This is a genomic window from Vibrio sp. J2-3(2022) (genome assembly GCF_021725735.1).
Classification (GTDB): Bacteria; Pseudomonadota; Gammaproteobacteria; order Enterobacterales; family Vibrionaceae; genus Vibrio; species Vibrio diabolicus.
In genome coordinates this window covers 92,977-118,504 of record NZ_JAKKCK010000005.1, presented here as the reverse complement: position 1 = coordinate 118,504, position 25,528 = coordinate 92,977, and the positions used below count along the sequence as shown (strand labels likewise).

Here is a 25,528-nt window from a genome sequence, read left to right as displayed (position 1 = left end):
CTTCTTAATTAAGCGTATAGCGGGTTTGTTTTCTCTGTGTCGATGTCGAATTTCTTAATTGCTTCTGCAACTACAGATTTCTCAACTTCGCCACGTTTCGCTAGTTCAGTTAGCGCTGCTACTACTACGTAACCTGCGTTCACTTCGAAGTGACGACGTAGGTTTTCACGGCTGTCTGAACGACCGAAGCCATCAGTACCAAGAACTTTGAAAGACTCAGCAGGAATGTATGCACGAACCTGCTCTGCGTAGTTCTTCATGTAGTCAGTTGCTGCGATTGCAGGCTCAGTACCCATTACTGTTTGGATGTAAGGTACTTTCGCTTCCGCTTCTGGGTGAAGCATGTTGAAACGCTCTGCATCTTGACCATCGCGAGTTAGTTCGTTGAATGACGTTACAGAGTAAACATCAGAAGCAACACCGTAATCTTCGCTTAGGATTTGAGCTGCTTTACGTACTTCATTCATGATAGTACCAGAGCTCATTAGCTGAACTTTCGCTTTGTCGCCAGTGTAAGTTTCTAGCTTGTAGATACCTTTACGGATGCCTTCTTCAGCGCCTTCTGGCATTGCTGGCATTGCGTAGTTTTCGTTCATTAGCGTTAGGTAGTAGAACACGTTTTCTTGTTCTGGACCGTACATGCGACGGATACCGTCTTGCATGATTACTGCTACTTCGTACGCGAATGTTGGGTCGTAAGAAATACAGTTAGGAACCGTACCCGCCAAAATGTGCGAGTGACCGTCTTCGTGCTGTAGACCTTCACCGTTCAACGTTGTACGACCCGCAGTTGCACCAAGTAGGAAACCACGTGCTTGTTGGTCACCAGCCATCCACGCCATGTCGCCAACACGTTGGAAGCCGAACATTGAGTAGTAGATGTAGAACGGAATCATTGGTAGGTCGTTTGTCGAGTATGAAGTCGCAGCAGCAACCCATGAAGACATAGCACCTAGCTCGTTGATACCTTCTTGTAGAACCTGACCTGAAGTCGCTTCTTTGTAGTAAGAAACAACGCCACGGTCTTCTGGTGTGTAAGTTTGGCCGTGCGGGTTGTAGATACCGATTTGACGGAACAGACCTTCCATACCGAATGTACGTGCTTCGTCAGCAATGATAGGAACGATGTTCTTACCAATGTTCTTGTTCTTAAGTAGAACGTTTAGTGCACGTACGAATGCCATAGTAGAAGAGATATCACGCTTCTGTTCTTCTAGTAGTGGCTTGAATTCTTCTAGCTCAGGAACGATGAATTCTTGAGTGAATTTTGGTAGACGCTGTGGTGTGTAGCCGTGCAGCGCTTTACGACGAGCGTGTAGGTATTCGTACTCTTTTGAACCTTCTTCAAGTTTCAGGTACGGAAGTTCTTTCACAGCTTCGTCAGTTAGGATGTCTTGAAGACCTAGACGATCACGTAGGTGTAGTACGTGAGTCATGTCCATCTTCTTAACTTGGTGCGCGATGTTCTTACCTTCAGCCGCTTCACCCATGCCGTAACCTTTAACAGTCTTAGCTAGGATTACTGTTGGACGACCTTTAGTTTCTGCCGCGTTTTTGTATGCCGCGTATAGCTTAGAAGACTCGTGACCACCACGCTTAAGTGCGAAGATTTCGTCATCAGTCATGTCAGCAACAAGTGCCGCTGTCTCTGGGTATTTACCAAAGAAGTGCTCACGTACGTACGCGCCATCTTTAGATTTGAATGTTTGGTAGTCGCCGTCGATCGTTTCGTTCATAAGCTGTAGAAGCTTACCAGAAGTATCTTTAGCTAGTAGTGAATCCCAGTTGTTACCCCAGATTACCTTCACTACGTTCCAACCAGCACCTTTGAACAGACCTTCAAGTTCTTGAATGATCTTACCGTTACCCATTACAGGGCCATCTAGACGCTGTAGGTTACAGTTGATTAGGAAACATAGGTTGTCTAGTTTCTCACGCGCAGCGAAAGAGATAGCACCACGTGATTCTGGCTCATCCATCTCACCGTCACCTAGGAACGCGTAAACGCGCTGCTCTGAAGTATCTTTAAGACCACGGCCTTCTAGGTACTTAAGGAAACGAGCTTGGTAGATAGAAGCGATTGGACCTAGGCCCATCGATACTGTCGGGAATTGCCAGAATTCAGGCATCAGTTTAGGGTGCGGGTATGAAGGAATACCTTTGCCGTCTACTTCTTGACGGAAGTTGTCTAGCTGCTCTTCAGTTAGACGACCTTCAACGAATGCACGTGAGTAGATACCTGGTGAAATGTGACCTTGGTAGTAAACTAGGTCGCCACCGTCCTTCTCGTTTGGCGCACGGAAGAAGTGGTTGAAACATGTCTCGTAGAACGCAGCAGAAGACTGGAAAGACGCCATGTGGCCGCCTAGCTCTAGGTCTTTCTTAGATGCACGTAGAACGATCATGATAGCGTTCCAACGAATAATTGAGCGAATACGACGCTCAAGTGTTGTGTCACCTGGGTATGCTGGTTCTTGGTCTGCAGGAATCGTGTTGATGTAGTTAGTTGTGATACCTGTTGGCATATCAACACCGTCTAGACGTGCTTTATCTAGAACTTGCTCTAATAGGAATTGAGCACGCTCTAGACCTTCTTCACGTACAACTGACTCAAGCGCTTGTAGCCATTCTTGAGTTTCCAGTGCATCTACGTCATGCTTCATATCAGACATGGCGATCTATCCTTCTGTTGGTTGGATCTACTTATTTAAGTAACGCTCTTACGAGTCATTACCCTGCTGAATTCGACGTAGAGAACGCTCTCGTCGAGACTCTTCTCGAGTCAAATCCAACAATGTTTCTTCGATGTAAGCCAAGTGCGAGTGGGACATTTCTCGCGCCTTTTCAGGCTGACCAGAAACAATCGCATCCACGATATTGGCTCGGTGTTTACTGACTTTCTCGACCGCTTCTGGGCGGCGACGTAGTAATTTAAAATTTTGTAGAATATTTTGCTCAAGCAAAGGTGCTAAGCTTCGAACAATGTGCAACAAAACCACGTTGTGCGCGGCTTCTGTCAAAGCGATCAAAAATTGCATCACTTCCGCAGATTCAGCTTCGATATCGTTGTTTGCTTGCTCTTGGCTAATGCGCTCAAGGCAACCTTGAATACGCGCAAAATCTTCTTCGGTACCACGTAAAGCTGCAAAGTAAGCTGAAATTCCTTCCATTGCATGACGAGACTCAAGCACATCAAGCTGGGTTTCAGAATGACTAGACAACAAATTCAACAAGGGATCTGAAAAGCTCTTCCAGATATTCTCACTTACGAATGTTCCGCCACCTTGGCGACGAGTTAACAAACGCTTCGCTTCTAAGCGTTGAATGGCTTCTCGGACTGAAGGACGAGACACATCGAACTGTCTTGCCAGTTCACGCTCTGGAGGCAGTTGTTGCCCCGGAGACAATGTTCCTTCCACTATCAACCTTTCTAACTCTTGTTCTATAACATCAGAGAGTTTTGGCTGACGAATCCTTTGATAAGCCATAATTTATTGTTCTTCTACTCTTGCAGGTAATTGGTAATACCAATTTTAAGTTGGTGCAGAAATTAACATAATTAAAACGCCACTGTCCAGCCGAAAATTGACCTAAATCATAGAACGAGCTTACTTCCAACACTCTGATAACAATCGACTGTTAAAACAGCAATAGAATTGGTATGACCAATTACATAAAGCATACAAATGGGAAGTCGACGTGCTAGCAATTTTGGAAAAGAAATACAGAAAATGACAAAATTATCAGTCTATTTCTTCACCAAAACGGCGTATACGAGCGTAAAAATGTAGTTAACTTTTAACAATCATTAATATTTCTGGTATCAAAAAAAGGCATACCTGATCGTATGCCTTATTTATTTCGCTTTTTTGAATTTACACTTTCGCTACAAATCAACGCTGTATAAGCTGTCTATATTTCACCCAATCAAAGCTTAGACCAGGATCGCTTTTTCTCAAGGGCGCAATATATTGATGACCGGTAATTCGTGGCAGGGTGATGTGGGGATAAGACTGCATAATCACCTCAGTGATCTCTGCAAGTGATTGATATTGCGCTTCTGTGTAGGCAGTAAACTCTGTCCCTTCAAGCTCGATACCAATGGAATAGTCATTACAACGCTCTCTGCCCGCGAAACTGGATTGACCGGCATGCCATGCTCTATCGAGAAAAGAAACAAATTGAACAACCTCGCCATTTCTCTTAATCAAGCAATGTGCAGAAACGCCCATTTTGTGAATAACTTCAAAAAATGGATGTGCATTGGGGTCTAGCTTGCCAGTGAAGAAGTCCTCTATATACGGCCCACCAAACTGCCCAGGAGGCAAACTGATGTTGTGTACCACTAGCAGAGAGATGTCGTTTATATCAGAGCGGGCATCAAAAAATGGTGACGGAACATGCTTTGCCTGTGTCAGCCAGCCATTCTCGATAATTGGGCGCATATCAACCTCTCTACTTTGCAAATTAACTGCTGAAATTATTGACACCGGAGAGTATCATTCGTTGCCATCTCCCTTTCAAGACAAGATTTGCGATGAAGAACACACACAACATTCAAGAACGCCTAGAATACCTTAAACAACAACTCCCTTTAGAGATCACTCGCTCTGTCGCTGATACCTTAAAAGAAGATCTAGGTGGCAATGTCGACGCAGATAACGACATTACTGCATCTTTGATCCCTGCCGAGGCGGTTAATACTGCAACGATTATTACTCGTGAGCATGGTGTATTCTGTGGTCAAGCATGGGCAGATGAAGTTTTTAAGCAGCTCGGTGGCGAGGTCAGCATTGAATGGCACGTAAAGGACGGCGATAAAGTCGAACCTAACCAAACCCTTTGCACGCTGACAGGCCCCGCTCGTGACTTGTTGACTGGTGAGCGTAACGCAATGAACTTCATCCAAACGCTGTCTGGCTGCGCAACAGTTACCGCAGAGTACGCTGAAAAAATCGCGCATACTGAGTGTCGTCTACTAGACACACGCAAAACCATTCCTGGCCTGCGTAGCGCACTAAAATACGCCGTGACATGTGGTGGTGGCTTTAATCATCGAATCGGCGTGTTCGATGCTTACCTCATTAAAGAAAACCATATTATTGCTTGTGGTGGCATCACCCAAGCCATCCAAAAAGCGAAAGAGCTTAACCCAGGCAAACCGGTAGAAGTAGAAACGGAAAGCTTAGAAGAGTTAAAACAAGCGATAAACGCCGGTGCCGACATCATCATGCTAGATAACTTCACAAAAGAAATGATGCGTGAAGCCGTCGCGATTAACGCAGGTCGTGCCGCTTTAGAAAACTCCGGCAACATTACGCTAGAGACCATCGCAGAATACGCAGAAACCGGTGTCGATTACATTTCGGTAGGCGCGTTGACTAAGCATCTAAAAGCGATGGATCTTTCGATGCGCTTCAAATAATAAAAGCAATAAATTTCAAATTACTTCAACTAACTCAGTGAGTTGTGAGTAACTCATCATTAAAAAGGGCCTATTGGCCCTTTCTTTTATCCACTAAAAAAATAGTGCTACTCGCAAAACTCTGCATACGATATGCAACTTTTCACCAAAGAGTTTTATCTCACTCGAGAGCCCATCTCTTCCCCATTTTCAACCCACTTTAACTCTCCATAATCTTTCGCTAATGCAAGAGCATTATTAATTTTTAGGAAAGGGTTAAAAATGAAAAACAGTAAACAAAAAAAACAACAGGGTTTTACTCTGATTGAATTAATGATTGTAGTGGCGGTAATTGGTGTGTTGGCAGCAATTGCAATGCCACAATACCAAAAATATGTTGCAAAGTCTGAGGTTGCATCAGTCTTAGCCACATTAACCGGCGCAAAAACCAATGTCGAAGCGTACACTGTAGAAAATGGAAAATTTCCAGATGGCTCAGTTTCAGATGCAACCCCCGCGGGTCTTGGGGTACCAAACATGCCATTGGGTAGCGTAGAGTTTACAAGTGCAGACGCTGACGGTGGAGAAATTAAATTTACTTTTACAACGGTCGCAAGCGGTGCTAGCTCTCTAGTAGCAGAACAAAATCTAACATTAACGCGAACAAAAGCATCTGGAGAATGGACCTGTAAATCAACTGATTTAGGAAACGAGCTTTTACCTAAAACCTGTAAAAAATGATAACAAACCTCTCAACCATTCTTCGCCAAAAAGGGTTACTGACCTTATCCCAAGAAGAATCGTTACTTGAGCAAGTCAAAGCTTCTGGCATTTCGATGCCAGAAGCTTTACTCAGTTCTGGATTTTTTACATCAAGTGAACTGGTAGAGCACTTAAGTTCTCTCTTTGGTTTAAATCAGCCCGAGTTATCTCAGTACGAGTATGCTTCGCTTTGTCAACAGCTCGGTCTACGTGAATTAATCACTCGACATAACGCACTCCCACTCCAGCGTACGTCTTCAACGTTATTACTCGCCGTTGTCGACCCCACCAACCAACAAGCAGAAGATGATTTCCGCTTTGCCACTGGGTTACAGATTGAACTGGTGCTGGCGGATTTTCGTCAACTCAGCGCGGCAATTCGACGCTTATATGGTCGTTCATTGAGTCATGAGAAGTCTGGATTAAAAGAGATCAACCAAGAAGAGTTAGCCAATCTGGTTGACGTGGGCGCAGATGAAATCGACAACATTGAAGACTTGAGCCAAGATGAGTCTCCTGTTAGCCGTTACATAAACCAAATTCTGTTGGACGCTGTGCGCAAAGGCGCATCCGATATCCACTTTGAACCTTATGAAAAGATGTACCGCGTTCGCCTACGCTGTGATGGCATCTTAATTGAAACACAGCAGCCACCAAGCCACTTAAGTCGCCGCTTATCCGCTCGTATCAAAATCCTCTCTAAGCTTGATATTGCAGAGCGACGTTTACCACAAGATGGGCGTATTAAGCTCAAGTTGAATCAAGACACCGCGATTGATATGCGTGTATCCACGCTACCGACTCTATTCGGAGAGAAAATTGTATTACGACTGCTCGACAGCAGCTCTGCGTCACTGGATATCGACAAGCTTGGTTATAGCGAACAACAAAAACAATTGTACTTGGATGCGCTGCGTCGCCCACAAGGCATGATTCTGATGACAGGCCCTACCGGGAGCGGAAAAACCGTTTCTCTGTACACTGGGCTGAGTATTCTCAATAAGCCAGAAATCAACATTTCCACAGCAGAAGATCCGGTAGAAATTAACTTATCGGGCATTAACCAAGTACAAGTACAACCCAAGATCGGCTTTGGCTTCGCAGAGGCATTGCGCTCTTTTCTTCGTCAAGACCCCGATGTGGTAATGGTCGGTGAGATTCGTGATTTAGATACCGCCGAAATCGCCATCAAAGCATCGCAAACTGGTCACTTAGTACTTTCAACCTTGCATACCAACTCTGCGGCTGAAACGGTGATTCGTTTATCAAACATGGGCGTAGAAAGCTTTAACTTGGCCTCATCTCTTAGTTTGATTATTGCCCAGCGCTTGGCCCGTAAACTGTGCTCGCACTGTAAACAATCACAAGAGCTTACCGTTCAGCTACAACATCTCGGAATTCAAACAAGCGACAACATTTTTAAAGCCAATCCCGATGGATGCAATGAGTGTACCCATGGTTATTCCGGCCGAACGGGGATTTATGAAGTGATGCGCTTTGATGAATTTCTTTCCGAAGCGCTTATTAAAGGCGCCTCGGTACATGAACTAGAAAAACTCGCCATCGCAAATGGTATGAGCACGTTACAAATGTCGGGCATAGAAAAACTCAAACAAGGGATCACAAGTTTTAGTGAACTACAGCGCGTACTTTATTTTTAATCCTTTAATCAGCAGTCACCTCTATGAAAAGCACTACACCACAACTTAAAAACTTCCGCTGGAAAGGCATCAACAGTTCAGGCAAAAAGACGTCTGGACAAACCCTCGCGATGACAGAAATTGAAGTACGCGAGCGTCTAGACGCACAGCACATCAAGATCAAGAAGTTAAAGAAAAGCAGTATCTCGTTTCTCACTAAACTCAGCCATCGCGTGAAAGGCAGAGACATCACGGTGTTTACCCGTCAGATTTCGACGATGTTGATAACTGGTGTCCCCTTAGTTCAGGCTTTAAAATTGGTCTCAGAAAACCATAAAAAAGCAGAGATGAAATCCATTTTGATGAGCGTAACACGCGCCGTTGAGGCAGGTACACCCATGTCAAAAGCCATGCGCACTGCAAGTGAACACTTTGACCCACTCTATACCGACCTTATCGCAACAGGTGAGCAATCCGGTAACTTAGCGGAAGTGTTCGAGCGCTTAGCCACCTACCGAGAAAAAAATGAGCAGCTTCGTGCGAAAGTGATCAAAGCCCTGATTTACCCAGCCATGGTAGTGCTAGTAGCGTTAGGCGTCTCGTTTATCATGCTCACCAAAGTCATTCCCGAGTTTGAAAAAATGTTTGTTGGTTTTGGTGCTGACTTACCTTGGTTTACCAGGCAAGTATTAGATCTTTCCGCCTGGACACAAAACTGGAGTCCGTTTATCGCACTAGGCTCCATTAGTTTATTCATCTCGGCGAGAATCCTCTCTAAGCGTTCAGATTCTTTTCGCTTAATGCTCAACCGCTCTGTGCTTAAATTTCCTGTTCTGGGCCCTGTATTATCAAAAGCTGCTATCGCCAAATTTAGTCGAACACTCGCCACAAGCTTTACAGCGGGTATTCCAATTCTAACCAGTTTAAAAACCACATCAAAAACCTCAGGAAACTTACACTATCAACTCGCCATAGAAGAAGTTTACCGTGATACCGCCGCAGGTATGCCAATGTATGTTGCCATGCGTAACTGTAATGTGTTCCCTGAATTAGTGTTACAAATGGTCATGATCGGTGAAGAGTCTGGTCGACTTGACGATATGCTCAATAAAGTTGCAACGATCTACGAGTTTGAAGTCGATAACACCGTCGACAACCTTAGTAAAATTCTAGAGCCGCTAATTATCGTTTTTTTAGGCATCGTTGTTGGCGGATTAGTGACAGCAATGTACTTGCCAATCTTTAACTTAATGAGTGTATTGGGCTAGAATGAGCTGTTAACTCCTTTAAAACAGCATCTTGCTGATTTCACTCATCGCTCAAGAGACAAATATGGAAGTATTCCAGTACTACCCTTGGCTATTCGTTGTGTTTGCCACCATCTTCGGTCTGATCGTGGGTAGCTTCCTCAATGTGGTTATTTATCGACTACCTAAAATCATGGAACTAGAATGGCGACGCGAATGTGCCGAGTCATTTCCTGAATACAAAATAGAACCTCCTAAAGAAGTGCTGACCTTGAGCGTCCCACGCTCCTCCTGTCAGAAGTGCGCAACGCCGATACGTATTCGAGACAACATCCCTGTGATTAGCTGGCTGCTTTTAAAAGGCAAATGCCACAACTGTCAGACAGCCATTAGCGCACGCTATCCACTGATTGAACTGCTCACTGCGTTCTGCTCAGGCTTTGTCGCTTACCACTTTGGTTTTAGTTACTTTACCGTTGCCCTACTCTTTTTCACTTTTATCTTAATCGCCGCAACATTTATCGATCTCGATACTATGTTGTTACCTGACCAATTAACATTACCATTAACTTGGGCTGGCATTGCCTTAGTATTAGTCGAAATAAGTCCTGTTACTCTACAAGATTCTGTCATTGGTGCTATTGCTGGTTACCTATGTCTCTGGTCCGTTTACTGGGGCTTTAAGTTACTTACCGGTAAAGAAGGAATGGGATATGGTGATTTTAAACTACTAGCAGCACTAGGGGCTTGGCTGGGCTGGCAGTCACTGCCGATGATCATTCTACTTTCTTCTGTGGTTGGCATCGTATTTGGCATCATTCAACTACGCTTGCAAAAACAGGGAATTGAAAAAGCTTTTCCTTTCGGTCCTTACTTAGCAATTGCTGGTTGGATAAGCTTAATTTGGGGCGACCAGATTTTAAACTGGTACTTTACTTCAGTTCTAGGAGTGTAAATGGCTTTGGTTATTGGTTTAACAGGTGGTATCGCTAGCGGTAAAACAACCGTCGCGAATCTGTTCAAACAACAATTTAAAATCGATATCGTCGATGCCGACATTGTAGCAAGAGAAGTTGTCGAGCCAGGCACTCCCGGCCTAAACGCGATTATTGAACATTTTGGTCACGATATCGTTCGTGAAGACCAAACTTTAGATCGCGCAAAGCTGAGAGAGAAAATCTTTTCAAACTCAGATGAAAAAGCATGGCTCAACGCACTGTTGCACCCGATAATTCGTGAAAAGATGATCGAAGATTTGCAGCAAGTCACCTCAGAGTATGCGTTACTTGTGGTGCCGTTGCTCGTAGAAAACAAGCTAGACAGTTTGTGTGATCGAGTTCTTGTCGTCGATGTAGAACCGAATACACAGATATCTCGCACGATGAAACGAGACAATGTGAGTGAAGAACAAGCTCGCGCTATCCTTGCCTCTCAAGCATCAAGAGAGCAAAGACTCGCGCTTGCAGACGATGTGGTTAAGAATAATCCAAGTGACCCAGATCTTTTGCTTCAAATCACAGATTTGCACGAAAAGTACCTAGCCATGTGTAAGAAAAATCTGCGAAAATAGGAACGAAACTCACAAAGGCTTATGTCGATGACCACGCACAAATTTGAACATCCGTTAAATGAGAAAACTCGTATTTATCTAAGAGTGGAGTCTCTGCTGCGTCAGGCTCACTTGGCCTCTGGGTTTAGCGAAAATCACCAGTACCAACTGTTTTTCCGTGCGTTATTCGATATGGTTGAAATCTTCGAACAGATCCAGCTGAAAAGTGAACTGGCCAAAGATTTAGAGAAACAACGATTGTCGTACCGCCATTGGCTAAATGTTGATGGCGTCGATCAAGACGCATTAAATACCCTACTACAAGAGATAGATGTCGTTCATAGCCAACTGATGGGTGCAGAGCGTTTTGGTCAAGCACTAAAAGAAGATCGCTTCTTAAGCTCTATCCGCCAACGCTTTAATCTACCGGGTGGTTCATGCTGTTTTGATTTGCCAGCGTTACATTACTGGCTTCACCTACCCATTGAACGCAAAAAGCATGATGCGCAGCAGTGGCAAGCAAGCTTAAGGCCCTTGTCTGATGCGCTTTCATTGTGGTTAAAGCTCACTAGAGAGACCGGACATTTTAAAGCTCAAATCGGTCGTGCGGGTTTCTTCCAAAGTGACGCTGATGAAGCTAATATTCTAAGACTTCACATCCCAATGGAATATGGCGTTTATCCTATGATTTCTGGCCATAAAAACCGCTTTGCGATCAAGTTTATGTCGTTTGAAAACGGTCAAGCGTGCACACAAGATATTGAGTTTGAACTTGCTGTGTGCAGCTAAGACGGTACTAAGCCTCACCCCCACAATCTAAAATTCAACGCTTTATTGCGCTTATATTGGATAAAATTTCGTAGCGGCAATAGCGCGTTGAATAAGCCATCTTGAATTCATTTAGGTATACTACCCTTTAACACCAATTAGTAATGGGACGCTCAACTATGTCTAAAATTACCATCGTTCAATGCCCACAATGTGGCGCCGACGTAGAATGGGGAGAACAAAGTCCTCATCGCCCTTTCTGCAGTAAACAATGCCAAATGATTGATTTTGGTGAATGGGCAGATGAAGAAAACACCATCCCAGGCGCCCCCGATATGTCCGACAGTGATGGCTGGTCTGAAGACCAGTATTAATTGAGGCACTAGGGTAAAGGAATATCCTAGGCTCCTTCTTGGGGAGTCTGAATCACGCTCTTTCGTCGCTGTCCAGAGTGACGAATTTTAACCGCGGAGCCCTGTAATCTTTGGTCATCATTTGCCGTCATTCCGAGGAGCCATAGCGACATCAGGAATCTACTCACAGCAAGGATGAAGCTAACAACTTAAACACTTGCATTTTCGACTAGTAGATTCTGAATCACGCTCCTTCGTCGCTGTTCAGAATGACGAATTTTAACCATTGCGGTCTGTAATCGGTATTCATTCATCCCTTTTCTACTCTGACTATTTTGTGATCTAGCAAAGCTATTTTTATTCGAGCAAGGCTGAGGCGCGGAGTGTACGTCAGTGCATGAGCATCGACAGTGCAGGTCGGGTGAAAAGAAACGAGCAAGCTAATTACAAAAATAAAAAAACGGAGTCCTAAAAGGACTCCGTTTAAGATGAGAACGCTAGTTATAGCATTACTTCTTAGCAAGTTTCTCTTTGATACGAGCAGACTTACCAGAACGCTCACGTAGGTAGTACAACTTGGCACGACGTACTGCACCACGGCGTTTAACTTCGATGCTATCAACGATTGGAGAGTGTGTTTGGAACGTACGCTCAACACCTTCACCGTTAGAGATTTTACGTACAGTGAAAGCAGAGTGTAGACCACGGTTACGGATTGCGATTACAACGCCTTCGAAAGCCTGTAGACGCTCACGGTCACCTTCTTTTACCTTAACTTGAACTACAACAGTGTCACCTGGTGCAAATTTAGGTAGGTCTGATTTCATTTGCTCTTCTTCAAGAGCTTTGATGATGTTACTCATTTTTTAAATTCCTAGAATAAACTGATACTAAATAAATTAGGTTACTTTGCGTTATGTTCACTAATGAACTCAGCAAGTAATTGTTCCTGTTCGTCAGTCAGAGCTAGGTTTTCCAGGAGCTCTGGTCTTCTAAGCCAAGTTCGGCCCAGCGACTGTTTTAGTCGCCATTGACGAATGTCCTTGTGATTGCCTGACATCAGTACCGCTGGCACTTCTTTGTCATCCAACACTTCAGGACGCGTATAGTGAGGGCAATCTAACAAGCCATTTGCAAAAGAGTCTTCTTCTGCTGACGCGAAATCCCCTAGTACACCCGGAACAAACCGAGAGACAGAGTCGATTAACGTCATGGCTGGTATCTCACCACCCGTCATCACAAAATCACCAATCGACCATTCTTCGTCAACTTCAGATTGAATGATGCGCTCATCTACCCCTTCATAACGACCACAAATCAGAAGCAAGTTCTCATTTGTTGCCAGTTCTTCTACTCCTTTCTGGTCGAGCTTGCGACCTTGAGGAGAAAGGTAGATGACTTTCGTCTTGCCCGGTGAGGCTGCTTTCGCGGTATGAATGGCATCGCGCAAAGGCTGAACCATCATTAACATACCAGGGCCACCACCGTAAGGTCGGTCATCGACAGTGCGATGTTTGTCATGAGTAAAATCTCTAGGATTCCAAGTCTCAATCGACAAAAGACCTTTTTTAACCGCTTGACCTGTTACTCCAAAATCAGTAACAGAACGGAACATTTCTGGAAAAAGGCTAATAACGCCAACCCACATGTTTATCTCGCTCTGTAATTTTGGAGATTAGAATCCAGGATCCCAGTCAACTTCGATCCGTTGAGCTTCGCGATCAACATTAATGATCACTTGCTCTTCAAGGAACGGGATTAATCGTTCCTTCTGCCCGAAAGCATCTTTAAGATTTGCTTTAACAACCAGAACATCGTTTGAGCCAGTTTCTAGCATGTCAGTAACGACACCTAGATCGTAACCTTTAGTGGTTACAACTTGCATCCCAAACAATTCGCGCCAGTAGAACTCATCTTCTGACAATTCAGGAAGTACCGCAGGGTCAATAGCAATTTCAAAGTTCGTCATTAGATGCGCGTCTTCACGAACATCCATGCCTTCCAGCTTAGCCACCATACCTTTGTTATGGCGCTTCCAGCTTTCTACTTTGTACTCAACCCACTTGCCCTTTTGGTTAATATACCAAGGGCTGTAATCGAAAATGCTTTCAGCATTGTCTGTGTAGGAAAAAACCTTAAGCCAACCTCGAATGCCGTAAGTAGCACCAAACTTGCCTACAACAATCTTTTCGTTGCTCATTGTTTCTTTACCTTTCATCGACATAAACTAGTTTCTACTTTTCAAGTAAAAAATTAAGCCGCTTTTTGAGCGTCTTTAACTAGCTTAGCAACGCGGTCAGATACAGACGCGCCTTGACCAACCCAGTGGTTAACGCGGTCTAGGTCTAGACGTAGACCTTCTTCTTGACCTTTAGCAGTTGGGTTGAAGAAACCAACTTTCTCGATGAAACGGCCAGTTGCAGCGTTGCGGCTGTCCGCTACTACGATTTGATAAAATGGACGCTTTTTAGCGCCGTGACGTGCCAAACGAATGGTTACCATGTCGTCCTCTTTGCTTTCTCAAAAATAAAATTAACCCCAAAAACCATTCAAGAAATTAAACAGTTTGGGGTCTCGTGCCAAAATAAAGCTCCGGAATTTTACTCTTCTCCCGGAGCAATGCAAGGAGTTTAGTTACTTTTTCACCAACATAAATTGAATTTAAAGTTTGTGACGTACCTAACACCCTGAATCTATGCGTGATCGATTAATTAACGACCAAATGGGTTGAAACCACCGCCTCCACCCATGCCGCCCATCATGCCTTGCATGTTGCGCATCATGCCTTTCATGCCACCTTTTTGCATCTTTTTCATCATCTTCTGCATTTGGGTGAACTGTTTTAGTAAGCGGTTTACGTCTTGAACCTGCACACCAGAACCAGCCGCAATACGCTTCTTGCGCGAGCCTTTGATAATCTCTGGGCGTTGACGTTCTTTCATTGTCATGGAGCTGATGATCGCTTCCATCTGTTTGAACATCTTGTCATCGACTTTGTCTTTCACATTGTCTGGTAGCTGAGACATGCCAGGAAGCTTATCCATCATGCCCATCATGCCGCCCATGTTTTGCATCTGGCCTAGCTGTTCACGGAAATCTTCAAGGTCGAAACCTTTCTTCTCTTTGAACTTCTTCGCCAGCTTTTCTGCTTTTTCTTGGTCAACGTTGCGTTGTAGGTCTTCAATTAAAGACAGAACGTCACCCATACCAAGAATACGTGAAGCAACACGATCTGGATGGAACGGTTCTAGCGCGTCAGTTTTTTCACCGACACCCAAGAATTTGATTGGTTTGCCCGTTACATGGCGTACTGACAGTGCCGCACCACCACGAGCATCACCATCAACTTTAGTTAGAACCACACCGGTAAGAGGTAGCGCATCGCCAAAGGCTTTTGCTGTATTTGCTGCGTCTTGACCCGTCATAGCGTCAACAACAAATAGCGTTTCTACTGGGTTGATAGCTGCGTGAAGATCTTTGATCTCCCCCATCATCTCTTCATCAATCGCCAAGCGACCTGCGGTATCGACAATCAATACGTCGTAGAATTTTTTCTTCGCATGGTCAATCGCTGCATTGGCGATATCAATAGGCTTCTGGTCTGGTGATGATGGGAAGAAGTCAACACCGATGTCTGATGCCAGCGTTTCAAGCTGCTTGATTGCCGCAGGGCGGTAAACGTCGGCAGACACAACCAAGACTTTCTTCTTGTCACGTTCTTTTAAAAGCTTAGATAGCTTACCTACCGATGTGGTTTTACCCGCACCTTGTAGACCCGCCATAAGAAGCACAGCAGGTGGTTGAGCGGCAAGGTTTAGCGCCTCATTCGACTCACCCATTACGGCTTCAAGTTCTGTTTGAACGATCTTGATAAATTCCTGACCTGGAGTCAGAGATTTAGAAACTTCTACACCTACCGCTTTTTCTTTAACGCGGTTAACAAATTCACGAACAACCGGAAGCGCAACGTCAGCTTCAAGTAAGGCCATTCGTACTTCACGTAGGGTCTCTTTAATGTTGTCTTCGGTCAGACGACCTTTGCCACTGATATTTTTCAGCGTTTTGGATAATCGATCCGTTAAATTCTCAAACATCTTTGTCTCTTCGCTAAAATGGCGATTAATTAGTGTGAGTATACATTAGCCAAGGTCTGAGTCATACCCGTACCGCTGCTCTATTCTTGTCTCTATTTCTATATGGTGCGGTAACTTATTAATTTCAATATCTCATCTCTCACGATTGATGTCGGATATAACGTAGCCCCAAAGTGTAATGCAAGGTATAATTTCCTCATTGTGCACAATAATATTTAGGATTCATGGATAGCTTAATAGCCATCGCGGCCGCCATACTTTATGTTTTGGCGATTGCGACCATCATACCCGGACTCTCACAGCAGTCAGGAATCAAAGCAAAAACAGTGTTTGCTAGTGCTGCCTGTGCGCTTGTTTTTCATGCGTGGATTTTGAGTGATCTGATTTTTGATGGTGCAGGTCAAAACCTTAGTATTCTCAACGTAGCCTCCTTGATCAGTTTTATTATTTCTCTGGTCATGAGCCTTGCTATGTTGAAAAATCGGTTGTGGTTTTTATTACCTGTCGTTTATAGCTTTGCTGCCATCAATTTATCTGCTGCCACATTTTTGCCAAGCACGTTTATCAAGCACCTAGAGAATGACCCTAAGCTACTCATTCACATTTCTTTTGCGCTGTTCTCATACGCAACTTTAACTATCGGTGCACTCTACGCACTTCAGCTGGCTTGGTTAGATCACAAACTGAAAACAAAAAAATCTTTGGCGATTAACCCAAACCTGCCGCCTTTATTAATGGTAGAGCGTCAGCTATTCAAAATCATTTTGATCGGTAACTTATTGTTAACTGGCACGCTCATTACTGGCTTTGTCTTTGTGCAGGATATGTTTGCTCAAGGTAAAGCGCATAAAGGCATTCTTTCTTTCATCGCTTGGATTGTGTACTCAATACTGCTTTGGGGTCATTATCAAAAAGGTTGGCGTGGTAGAAAAGTTACTTGGTTCGCTGTCGCAGGGGCAACGCTGTTAACTCTGGCGTATTTTGGCAGTCGCTTTGTGAAAGAAATCATCTTGAATTAAGGAGCTCTAGGGCTCCTATCCTTTATATTTTAGGCTAGATAAAATACAGTACGCCTTAACCCTTTGACTTAACGGACTTACTCAACCGTTATATAACCCAATACTTACAAGGAACAGCAACGTTTTGGACGACATCTCTACGGGTATCTTGTTTGCGCTACTCGCGTGTCTTATCGTCATATCAGGTTACTTTTCCGGCTCAGAAACAGGGATGATGTCTCTGAACCGTTATCGCTTAAAGCACTTAGCCAAAAATGGGCATAAAGGCGCTAAGCGAGTCGAAAGGCTATTAGACCGTCCAGATCGTTTGATTGGTCTTATTCTTATCGGCAACAACCTCGTTAATATTCTCGCGTCCGCCATCGCGACCATTATTGGTATGCGTTTGTATGGTGATTTAGGTGTCGCTATCGCAACCGGTGCACTGACTATGGTTGTATTGGTTTTTGCTGAAGTTACCCCAAAAACAATTGCAGCGCTGTACCCTGAACGCGTGTCTTACGCGAGCAGTATCCTACTGACCATATTGATGAAGTTACTATCGCCTTTGGTGATGCTCGTTAACTTTATTACGAATGGCTTTATTCGTTTACTTGGCGTAAAAGCCGATCACTCAGTAGAAGACCATCTTAGTTCCGATGAGCTGCGTACCGTAGTAAACGAAGCTGGCGGATTGATCCCTCGCCGACACCAAGACATGTTGGTATCTATTTTGGATCTTGAGCACGTCACTGTGAACGACATCATGGTGCCACGCAATGAGATTACCGGTATCGATATTAATGATGACTGGAAATCCATCGTTCGTCAGCTTACCCACTCACCACATGGACGCATTGTTTTTTATCGTGACCAAATTGATGAAGTGGTTGGCATGCTGCGCCTGCGTGAAGCTTACCGCCTGATGCTGGAAAAAAACGAGTTCAATAAAGAGACGCTATTACGTGCTGCGGATGAAGTCTATTACATCCCGGAAGGTACGCCACTGAACGTGCAAATGTTAAAGTTCCAACGCAACAAACAGCGTATTGGTCTGATTGTTGATGAGTATGGCGACATTATTGGATTGGTGACATTGGAAGATATTCTGGAAGAGATCATTGGCGAATTCACGACCTCGATTTCTCCAAGCCTTTCTGATGAAATCAGTCCTCAAGGTGACGGAAGCTTCCTCATTGAAGGCAGCACCAATATCCGAGATATTAACAAAGGCCTGAAATGGGATTTACCAACGGATGGCCCAAGAACGTTAAACGGTCTTATTTTGGAGCACCTGGAAGATATTCCAGAGAGCCATTTAAGCGTGAGAGTGGCTGGTCATCCAATGGAGCTTGTTGAGATTGAAGAAAACCGCATCAAGCTCGTTCGTGTTTATCCGAAGAAGAAAAAATCGACATCCAAATAACCAAAAGAAAAGCCTGGCTCATGTCAGGCTTTTTTACTTATTGGGGCAATATGCTTCTTAATGAGCACCTAGTCGATGCGCAACTCTTTTAACATCGACTCAGGCAAAGCAAGTTCATCATTTTTGTTCACCGAAACACCAGCATCCAAAATGTTCTTTGCGATCTGTTGTGCTTCTTTTAAAGAGTGCATTGCTGCCGTGCCGCATTGGTATTCGTTAAGTTCAGGGATCTTATTCTGGCTTTCTACCTTTAGTACGTCTTCCATGGCCGCAATCCAAGCATCCGCTACTTGCTGCTCTGATGGAGTGCCAATCAGACTCATGTAAAAGCCCGTGCGGCAACCCATAGGCGAAATATCGATGATCTCAACAGAATCGCTGTTAAGATGATTGCGCATAAAGCCTGCATAAAGGTGCTCTAGCGTATGAATACCTTTTTCAGAAAGGATGTCTTTGTTTGGCGCGGTAAAGCGTAAATCGAAGACAGTAATCGTGTCCCCTTTTGGGGTCTGCATGGTCTTCGCCACTCGCACTGCCGGTGCATTCATGCGAGTGTGGTCCACGGTAAAACTATCGAGTAAAGGCATTACATCTCTCCTGATTGTAACTCCAATACCTCTCGGTACTGGATAAATGTCATTCATCCCTACAGCACATAAACAGGCTGTAGGTTAAAAGAACCAGCTGCTGTTGTCTTCCAATTCCTGACGACATTGCTTCAGCTGCCAGCCATAAGTTTTTGCAGTTTGTTCAACACGTCGAGCGACTTTGAGCAAGCTGGGCTTTCGCTTATAAGTACCTCGCTTGTACCCACCTCGACCTTCATGATAAGCCAGATATTGACTGTATGGGTCCCATAACGAAATCCCTAGTTGGCGCCTCGTTTCGTGAGTATACCAACCGACAAACATCATTGAATCATCAAAGTTGGTACGAGAACCGCCCTGACCCGTCGCATCTTGGAAGTCTTCCCAAGCAGGATCTTGAGCTTGAGCGTAACCATACGCACTGCTGACTCGTCCCCAAGGGATAAATCCCAATATATAGTCTTTGGGTGGTTTCGCATCGTGCCGAAAGCTGCTTTCTTGTTTAATGATAGCCATAGCGACATGAATGGGAGTTCCCCACTTTTCTTCCATATCTTTGGCATCATCATACCAGCCGGATTTCTCTCGAAATATCTCACATAAATTATTCTGCTGCTTTGGCGGTGCCGTGGCGCAACCTGCAAGTAACATGCTTCCGAGTACCGATACTACTAACGGTTTAATGTTCAATCCCACCCAACCTTTACCTATTCACTACTGCTTCAGATAAGCAAAGTAATCTTCCAAAAAATCATCAAAAGATAGCGTGTCACTTTGTTCCGCTTGCTTTTGCTTTTCTACTGACGACGCCACTTCCGTTTCCATCGTATCTTGCGAGTAGTACTGATAACCGTGAGCTAGATTTTCCTCGCGGTACTTCATGCCAAGCGCACAGCCGACTTTACCTAACCCACCAAGCTCTTTCGTCAGCTCTAATAGTTGACCTGAAATCGTTAGTTCTGGGTTATCAACCCATGTCTCGAGTTTATTACACACATCTTGGTATGCACTGCCACCAGCAGCCATATCCATTTGCTGTGCTATCTGACGCAGCTCGACAAACACTCGATGCGCCCAATCTTGCAGAGATAGACGTTCACCTTGGCAACCAATTTGCAGCATTAGCCCTTTTTCACGACCAGAAACAATGACTTTGTTCCAGTTGTCGCGCCAACACTCTAATTCACAGTTGTCCATTGGATCCGAGTCTGACAAGGCCGCCCAAGTCAGGAAGAGATCAAGGAATCGTACTTGCTCTTCATCCAAACCCACTGCGCTGAATGGGTTAACGTCTAGAGAGCGAACTTCAATGTACTCAACCCCACCGCGTCGTAACGCATCTGAAGGCTTTTCTCCACTTTTCGACACGCGCTTCGGACGAATTGGAGCATATAGCTCGTTCTCAATTTGTAAAATATTGGAATTAAGCTGGCGGTATTCACCGTCCACTTTTACGCCTATTTTCGCAAACTCTTCTGATGGGTGACGAATCGCATCGCTCAAACCATCCAGATACTGATCAATGCTGTTAAAGCCAATTTTCAGCACACTTTGCGCACTATTGGTGTAGCCCAGATCGCTCAAACGCAAAGACGTTGATTTCGGTAAATACAAAGTGCCGCCAATTTTCTCGAATGGCAGATCGGTTTCACGACCTTGAATAAAAGAGCCGCATAACGCTGGCGATGCGCCGAAGAAATACGGAATCATCCAACCAAAACGGTAATAGTTACGGATCAGCGCAAAGTAGGCATCAGACTTAGCATCTTGGCGGGATTGTTCATCTTGCTCGCCGTATAGCGCATCCCAAAATGTCTCAGGGAACGAGAAGTTAAAATGCACACCTGAGATGATTTGCATCAGGCTGCCATAGCGGCGTTTTAGGCCTTCTCTGTACAGGGTTTTCATTTTTGCTGCATTCGAAGAGCCGTACTGAGCAAGCTGAATATCCTCTTCCGAGCCAACATAACATGGCATAGAAAGAGGCCACATCTTTTCTTCACCCATTTTTGTCTGGGTGAAGTGATGGATATCTTTCAGTTGTGCCATCAGTTCTGGAATTTCATGTGACACAGGCGTAATGAATTCTAGCAATGATTCAGAAAAATCTGTCGTGATCCATTGGTTTGTGAACGCTGAGCCTAACCCCTCTGGATGAGGTGTTGTTGCTAGATGTCCATCCTGACGATAGCGCAAAGTTTCTCGCTCAACACCGCGTCCAAACTGCTTAAATACTTCGGGGTTTGATGCAACTTTTTTTAGTCGCGCAGCAAAATCAGTCAAAATGAGGTTCGCTTATATTGGGAGCAGGACACTTATCACAAAGGACAAGCGTAAGCTAAGTTATTGATATTTAATGCATCTAGATAAATAACCCACGAAAAGTCGCTTATCTAGATGAATAGCGGAGAAACGTTTCTCCGCTATTAAATGTGTACTCTATCGAATGATTTCAAGCTCTTCTACGTCTTTCCCCAACTTTTCTAATTGAGGACGCAGTGATTTAGCATCACCAACGACGATAATTTGATAGTCATTTGGATCAAACCACTTTTGAGCCAGTGCATTCAAAGTCTGCTTATCGACTTTTTCTACGATAGCGTTTCTTTGCTGCAAGTAATCTTGATCGAGGTTGTACTTAAGAATATCACTGATAAGTTCCGCTTTTTGTGTTGGCGTTTCATATTTCAGTGCATCTTTTTGACCGACCGCTTGACGCATAAATTTCATCTCTTCATCAGTAATTCCTGACTGCGAGTATTCATTTAGCTCATTTTCCATCTCAATGATAGAAGCAACCGTTGCATCCGCTCGTACTTGCGCGGTGAAAACAACCGAGCCAGTTTCTGGATTTCCAGAGAAGTAGCCGTAAGCGCCGTATGTGTAACCCTTGTCTTCACGTAGGTTTTGGTTAATGCGGCTATTGAAGTTTCCAGCTAAGTTGAAGTTTGCCAGTTGGCTTAGGTAAAAATCGCCCGTTGCATCGTAAGGCATACCCTGACGAACCATCATGACCACACTTTGTGGTGCACCTGGTTTATCAACAAGATGGATCTTTTGCTCACCTAATGCAGCGATGCTTTGCGGTGCATACAATGGTGCAGCTTCATCCTGCCAGTTTTTCCAGAACGTCAGTTGCTGTTCAATTTCCTGTTGATCAATGTCACCAACAACGACGATTTGCGCACTTTGTGGCGTGTAATGCTTCGAGTAGAATTCACGGACATCATCCAACGTTAGTGCACTGACACCTGCTTGCGTGCCGTCTTTTGGTCGAGCAAAGACAGAGTCCCCATAGAGCACCTGGCGAGTCGCTTGTGATGCCATCCAACTTGGGTTTTGATGCTCATACACAAGACCTTCTAGCGCTTGCATCTTCACACGCTCGAAGTCTGCTTGCTTAAATGCAGGAGACAGCAACATCTCTTCGACAATTTTCAACGTCGGCTCTAAGTTCTTTTCTAAAGCAGAAACGCTGATGTTTGTTGTGTAGCCCGTTGCATTCACGGAGATGACACTACCTAGTTTATCGAGCTCAGCTTGAATCTCTTCGACACTACGTTTCGTTGTGCCTTCTTGCAACATCGCGGCAGTCAATTGGGCAAGACCTTCTTTGCCCTTTTCAACAAAACGTGTTCCCGCAGGTAAACTAAACTGCATCATGACCGTTGGTGTTTCATCGCTAACCGCGCCAAGCAACTCCGAGCCATTATTAAAATGAAGCTCGTACAACTCAGGCATCGTCGCTTTCACTGGCTCCCCTACAGGCGGTTGCACAGAGCGATCGAAGTTATCGGTCGCACGACGATACGCCAATTGATCATCAGTGATCTTCTCGTATTCTGGTAGCGTGCGCTTTGGCGTCACAAAGGTCGCTGGTTTTACGACAAGGTCAGTTTTTCCTTTTGGTACCACGCTTAAGGTCACTTTGTTCTTGCCTTGGATAAAATCCGTATACGCTTTTTCTACCGATGCAGGTGTCACTGCGCGGATCTGCTCAAGTTGTTGCTCAAGACGGTCTGGATCGCCGAAGAATGTCTCGTTGGATGCCAACTGCGTTACTTTGCCTTTAACACTTTCTAATGCAAAGATAGCATCCGCTTCCGCCTTACCCTTCAATTGTTCAAGGCGATCTTCTGTCACGCCTTTTTCAGCAAACTGATTGAGTGACTGTAAAAGCTCGTCGTACAGTTTTGATAGATCGCCTTTGTCCCCTGAATCACCCATTGCATAAACGTAAAAGTTACACGCCAGTTCTGCACAGTCATGGAATGAGCCCGCATCGACGGCTTTTTGAGTCTTGACTAAGTCTTGGTAGAGCACGCTGTTTGTACCGCCACCTAGCACTTCAGATAGCGTATCGAGAGACGCTTGGCTTTCTTCGCCGTTGTAAGTTGTTGGCCACGCGATCATCACCATCGGTTGTTGAATCCGATCTTCTAGCGTGATGTATTTGTCTTCTTGCAGCTTTGCAGGTTGTTTCGGCGCATTTTCAACCTCTGGCCCACGAGGAATCGAACCGAAGTACTTATTTACCCACTCAAGAGTTTGTTCAACGTCTAAGTCACCACCGATCGTGATAGTCGCATTGTTTGGGCCATACCAACGCAAGAAAAACGCTTTGAGGTCGTTCACATCAACACGGTCAAGATCTTCAACATAACCAATGGTTTGCCACGAATACGGATGACCTTCAGGATATAGCGCTTCAGACATGCGCTCCCAAATTAAGCCATAAGGACGATTATCGTAACGCTGAGCTCGCTCATTTTTTACAGTAGAACGCTGAATTTCAAATTTGCGTTGAGAAACCGCATCCAGCAAAAAGCCCATACGGTCAGACTCTAACCACAGCATTTTCTCTAGCTGGTTAGCCGGGACAGTTTCAAAGTAGTTAGTACGATCACGGTTTGTCGTACCATTTAACGTACCGCCAGCCTCTGTAATGATTCTGAAGTGCTCTTGGTCACCAACGTTCTCTGAACCTTGGAACATCATGTGCTCAAAGAAATGCGCAAAACCAGACTTACCCACTTCTTCACGAGCCGAACCAACATGGTAAGTCACATCCACATGGACCAATGGGTCAGAATCTTCAGGAGCTAAGATCACCGTTAAGCCATTATCGAGTTTATACTTTTGGTACGGAATCTTAACTTTGCCTTCTTCCGCTTTCGATGACTCGACGAAAGTTACCCCTTTCGGCAGTGATGAAACTGGCGTATTTGATGCACAGCCCGTGATCACCAAAAGTGAACACGCGCCAACCCAAAACATCTTCATGTACTTTCCTTAAAATAATCCGAGATAGATGGCCGCAAGTAAGCTATACCTAGCAGCCTTTCCTAAAAAAATTAAAATCACGCAAGGCAGAAACTTCATTCTCAGCCACCCTGCGGCTAAACACAGCGGGTCTCCAATCACAGGTAACCAGCTAAAAAACAATCCCCAATAGCCATACTTTGACAGCCACTTTAATGCGGTATGACCGTGCTTTTCTTCTTGCGCTTTGTTGGGAATCCACAAGCCAAGCCAATAATTTGTTAAGCCACCAAGCGTATTGCCGATAGTGGCGACCATAATAATTGACGAAACGGAATATTGATTTAATGAGAGAGTGGCAACTAAGCCCGCCTCAGAACCACCAGGTAACAAAGTGGCACTGAGAAAACCGGTCATGAAAAGCACCCATAATGCTGAATCTGAAAACCAAAGCGCTAAACTTTCAAAGCTCGTATTAAATGCTTCTAGCATGTCATATCAAGCAACACCTTGCCTCTGGTTCTTCCTGATTCAACTTGCTGGTGAGCAGCAATCACATCACTCATCGGATAAACCTGTTGAATTTCAGTCTTCAGTAAACCAACGCCAACCATGTACAACAAGGTATCTAATTGCGCTGGATCTGGCTCAACCAACATGCCGTTAGCCTCAAAGCCTAGGAGTTTGGCTTTTTCACAAATCAGCTCAGCCGTGATGGTTGGAACGGTTATGACTCTCGCACCGTCTTTCAGGCATTTAAGCGCATCTAACGCGGCATCTCCACCTACTAAATCAATCAAAACATCAACGTCTTCAACACGTTCTGACACTGGTGCAAATTGATAGTTCACTGCGTGAGCGCCAAGGGTAGCCAGGTAGTCTAAATTTCGTTCACTGCAGGTTGTAAAGACTTCCGCTTTAGTCGCGACCGCGATTTGTACCGCTAGGTGTCCAACGCCACCGGCTCCTGCGAGGATAAGTACGCGATCGTTTTCTGTCACATTGGCTTTGCTGAGTGCTTGTGCCGCAGTTTGGCCAGCCAACGGTAATGCTGCGGCAGCCTCTAAAGTAACTGAACTGGGAACATGACTTAACTCAGCTTCTGGAACACATACGTACTGACTGTACCCACCGCCTCGGACTGGGAAACCGATAAATCCAGCCACCTCATCACCATCATTAAAACGCGACGCCCCCTCTCCACTGGACACGACTTTTCCTGATATGTCGTAACCTGGTACCCAAGGTAAATTATCCTTGTTCTGCGCAGCTGCCCAACCGAGTCCGGCTCGAGTTTTAACATCAATAGGATTTACGCCTGAAAAAGCGACTTTTACTAAGACTTCACCAGGCTGTGGTGATGGTGTAGAAGCATGTTGAATCGCGAGTACGTTGGCATCACCAAATTCAGTGATAACGATCTGTTTGTGTTCCATAA

General features: G+C 44.8%; 24 protein-coding genes. 10 read left to right on the top strand and 14 right to left on the bottom strand.

Translation table 11 applies throughout. From position 1 onward, the window contains the following. Positions 1 to 8: 8 nt before the first annotated feature. The 3 genes from aceE to ampD all read right to left on the bottom strand — a co-directional run bounded on the left by aceE (position 9) and on the right by ampD (position 4,445). Entirely contained in the window at positions 9 to 2,672 is a 2,664-nt protein-coding gene (gene aceE / locus L3V27_RS17820) for a pyruvate dehydrogenase (acetyl-transferring), homodimeric type (protein WP_005396679.1), read from the bottom strand. Positions 2,673 to 2,720: 48 nt separating this feature from the next. Continuing rightward, complete coding sequence (gene pdhR, locus L3V27_RS17815; protein ID WP_005396680.1) at positions 2,721 to 3,488, bottom strand: pyruvate dehydrogenase complex transcriptional repressor PdhR; 768 nt, start codon at positions 3,486 to 3,488, stop codon at positions 2,721 to 2,723. Between the two features lie 405 nt (positions 3,489 to 3,893). Further along, positions 3,894 to 4,445 carry a 1,6-anhydro-N-acetylmuramyl-L-alanine amidase AmpD gene (ampD, locus tag L3V27_RS17810; RefSeq protein ID WP_046875077.1) on the bottom strand — a complete coding sequence of 184 codons (552 nt, stop codon included), beginning with the start codon at positions 4,443 to 4,445 and terminating at the stop codon, positions 3,894 to 3,896. Positions 4,446 to 4,537: 92 nt separating this feature from the next. On the opposite strand from ampD, the gene nadC reads away from it, so the two are divergent. The 8 genes from nadC to yacG all read left to right on the top strand — a co-directional run bounded on the left by nadC (position 4,538) and on the right by yacG (position 11,744). Next, positions 4,538 to 5,425 (top strand): carboxylating nicotinate-nucleotide diphosphorylase, encoded by an 888-nt coding sequence (gene nadC, locus L3V27_RS17805; RefSeq protein ID WP_237312431.1) that lies wholly within the window; start codon positions 4,538 to 4,540, stop codon positions 5,423 to 5,425. A 261-nt stretch (positions 5,426 to 5,686) separates the two neighbouring features. Continuing rightward, the gene (locus L3V27_RS17800) at positions 5,687 to 6,145 is read left to right on the top strand and encodes a pilin (RefSeq protein ID WP_237312430.1); all 459 of its coding nucleotides are present in this window, start codon (positions 5,687 to 5,689) and stop codon (positions 6,143 to 6,145) included. Next, positions 6,142 to 7,827, top strand: coding sequence for a type IV-A pilus assembly ATPase PilB (gene pilB, locus L3V27_RS17795; RefSeq protein ID WP_237312428.1), 1,686 nt, complete (start codon positions 6,142 to 6,144; stop codon positions 7,825 to 7,827). The genes L3V27_RS17800 and pilB overlap by 4 nt, the downstream gene beginning before the upstream one ends. 23 nt (positions 7,828 to 7,850) lie before the next feature. After that, positions 7,851 to 9,074, top strand: a complete 1,224-nt coding sequence (locus L3V27_RS17790; protein ID WP_017635918.1) for a type II secretion system F family protein — start codon at positions 7,851 to 7,853, stop codon at positions 9,072 to 9,074. 64 nt (positions 9,075 to 9,138) lie between these two features. Next, positions 9,139 to 10,008, top strand: coding sequence for an A24 family peptidase (locus L3V27_RS17785; protein ID WP_237312426.1), 870 nt, complete (start codon positions 9,139 to 9,141; stop codon positions 10,006 to 10,008). Next, complete coding sequence (gene coaE, locus L3V27_RS17780; protein WP_047008979.1) at positions 10,009 to 10,623, top strand: dephospho-CoA kinase; 615 nt, start codon at positions 10,009 to 10,011, stop codon at positions 10,621 to 10,623. 27 nt (positions 10,624 to 10,650) lie between these two features. Then, positions 10,651 to 11,391: a cell division protein ZapD gene (gene zapD / locus L3V27_RS17775; RefSeq protein ID WP_005396691.1), complete on the top strand. Its 741-nt coding sequence runs from the start codon at positions 10,651 to 10,653 to the stop codon at positions 11,389 to 11,391. A gap of 158 nt (positions 11,392 to 11,549) precedes the next feature. Beyond that, positions 11,550 to 11,744 (top strand): DNA gyrase inhibitor YacG, encoded by a 195-nt coding sequence (gene yacG / locus L3V27_RS17770; RefSeq protein ID WP_005396692.1) that lies wholly within the window; start codon positions 11,550 to 11,552, stop codon positions 11,742 to 11,744. Between the two features lie 488 nt (positions 11,745 to 12,232). On the opposite strand, the gene rplS is transcribed toward yacG, so the two are convergent. The 5 genes from rplS to ffh all read right to left on the bottom strand — a co-directional run bounded on the left by rplS (position 12,233) and on the right by ffh (position 15,817). Next, entirely contained in the window at positions 12,233 to 12,586 is a 354-nt protein-coding gene (gene rplS, locus L3V27_RS17765) for a 50S ribosomal protein L19 (protein WP_005379971.1), read from the bottom strand. A 41-nt stretch (positions 12,587 to 12,627) separates the two neighbouring features. Next, positions 12,628 to 13,371 carry a tRNA (guanosine(37)-N1)-methyltransferase TrmD gene (gene trmD / locus L3V27_RS17760; RefSeq protein WP_005425529.1) on the bottom strand — a complete coding sequence of 248 codons (744 nt, stop codon included), beginning with the start codon at positions 13,369 to 13,371 and terminating at the stop codon, positions 12,628 to 12,630. 27 nt (positions 13,372 to 13,398) lie between these two features. Further along, positions 13,399 to 13,947, bottom strand: a complete 549-nt coding sequence (gene rimM / locus L3V27_RS17755) for a ribosome maturation factor RimM (protein WP_005379964.1) — start codon at positions 13,945 to 13,947, stop codon at positions 13,399 to 13,401. Between the two features lie 29 nt (positions 13,948 to 13,976). Then, the gene (gene rpsP / locus L3V27_RS17750) at positions 13,977 to 14,225 is read right to left on the bottom strand and encodes a 30S ribosomal protein S16 (protein ID WP_005379962.1); all 249 of its coding nucleotides are present in this window, start codon (positions 14,223 to 14,225) and stop codon (positions 13,977 to 13,979) included. 209 nt (positions 14,226 to 14,434) lie between these two features. After that, a complete protein-coding gene (gene ffh / locus L3V27_RS17745; RefSeq protein ID WP_005385423.1) occupies positions 14,435 to 15,817 on the bottom strand; it encodes a signal recognition particle protein in 1,383 nt (460 codons plus the stop codon). Between the two features lie 224 nt (positions 15,818 to 16,041). On the opposite strand from ffh, the gene L3V27_RS17740 reads away from it, so the two are divergent. Together L3V27_RS17740 and L3V27_RS17735 are read left to right on the top strand one after the other, a co-directional pair. Further along, positions 16,042 to 16,836, top strand: a complete 795-nt coding sequence (locus L3V27_RS17740) for an inner membrane protein YpjD (protein WP_047008980.1) — start codon at positions 16,042 to 16,044, stop codon at positions 16,834 to 16,836. Between the two features lie 124 nt (positions 16,837 to 16,960). Then, positions 16,961 to 18,241, top strand: coding sequence for a CNNM domain-containing protein (locus tag L3V27_RS17735; protein WP_237312424.1), 1,281 nt, complete (start codon positions 16,961 to 16,963; stop codon positions 18,239 to 18,241). Between the two features lie 68 nt (positions 18,242 to 18,309). Here the strand turns inward: L3V27_RS17735 and luxS are convergent, their stop codons facing one another. The 6 genes from luxS to L3V27_RS17705 form a co-directional block, all read right to left on the bottom strand. Then, the gene (gene luxS, locus L3V27_RS17730) at positions 18,310 to 18,828 is read right to left on the bottom strand and encodes an S-ribosylhomocysteine lyase (protein ID WP_053809196.1); all 519 of its coding nucleotides are present in this window, start codon (positions 18,826 to 18,828) and stop codon (positions 18,310 to 18,312) included. 84 nt (positions 18,829 to 18,912) lie between these two features. After that, a complete protein-coding gene (locus tag L3V27_RS17725) occupies positions 18,913 to 19,518 on the bottom strand; it encodes a hypothetical protein (RefSeq protein WP_258688782.1) in 606 nt (201 codons plus the stop codon). A gap of 24 nt (positions 19,519 to 19,542) precedes the next feature. Further along, on the bottom strand, positions 19,543 to 21,111 hold the full coding sequence (gshA, locus tag L3V27_RS17720) for a glutamate--cysteine ligase (protein ID WP_237312423.1): 1,569 nt from the start codon (positions 21,109 to 21,111) through the stop codon (positions 19,543 to 19,545). A 156-nt stretch (positions 21,112 to 21,267) separates the two neighbouring features. After that, complete coding sequence (locus L3V27_RS17715) at positions 21,268 to 24,111, bottom strand: pitrilysin family protein (RefSeq protein WP_150919419.1); 2,844 nt, start codon at positions 24,109 to 24,111, stop codon at positions 21,268 to 21,270. Positions 24,112 to 24,120: 9 nt separating this feature from the next. Beyond that, complete coding sequence (locus L3V27_RS17710; protein ID WP_005396704.1) at positions 24,121 to 24,582, bottom strand: YqaA family protein; 462 nt, start codon at positions 24,580 to 24,582, stop codon at positions 24,121 to 24,123. Next, complete coding sequence (locus tag L3V27_RS17705; RefSeq protein WP_237312421.1) at positions 24,576 to 25,526, bottom strand: NADP-dependent oxidoreductase; 951 nt, start codon at positions 25,524 to 25,526, stop codon at positions 24,576 to 24,578. The genes L3V27_RS17710 and L3V27_RS17705 overlap by 7 nt, the downstream gene beginning before the upstream one ends. Positions 25,527 to 25,528: the final 2 nt, after the last annotated feature.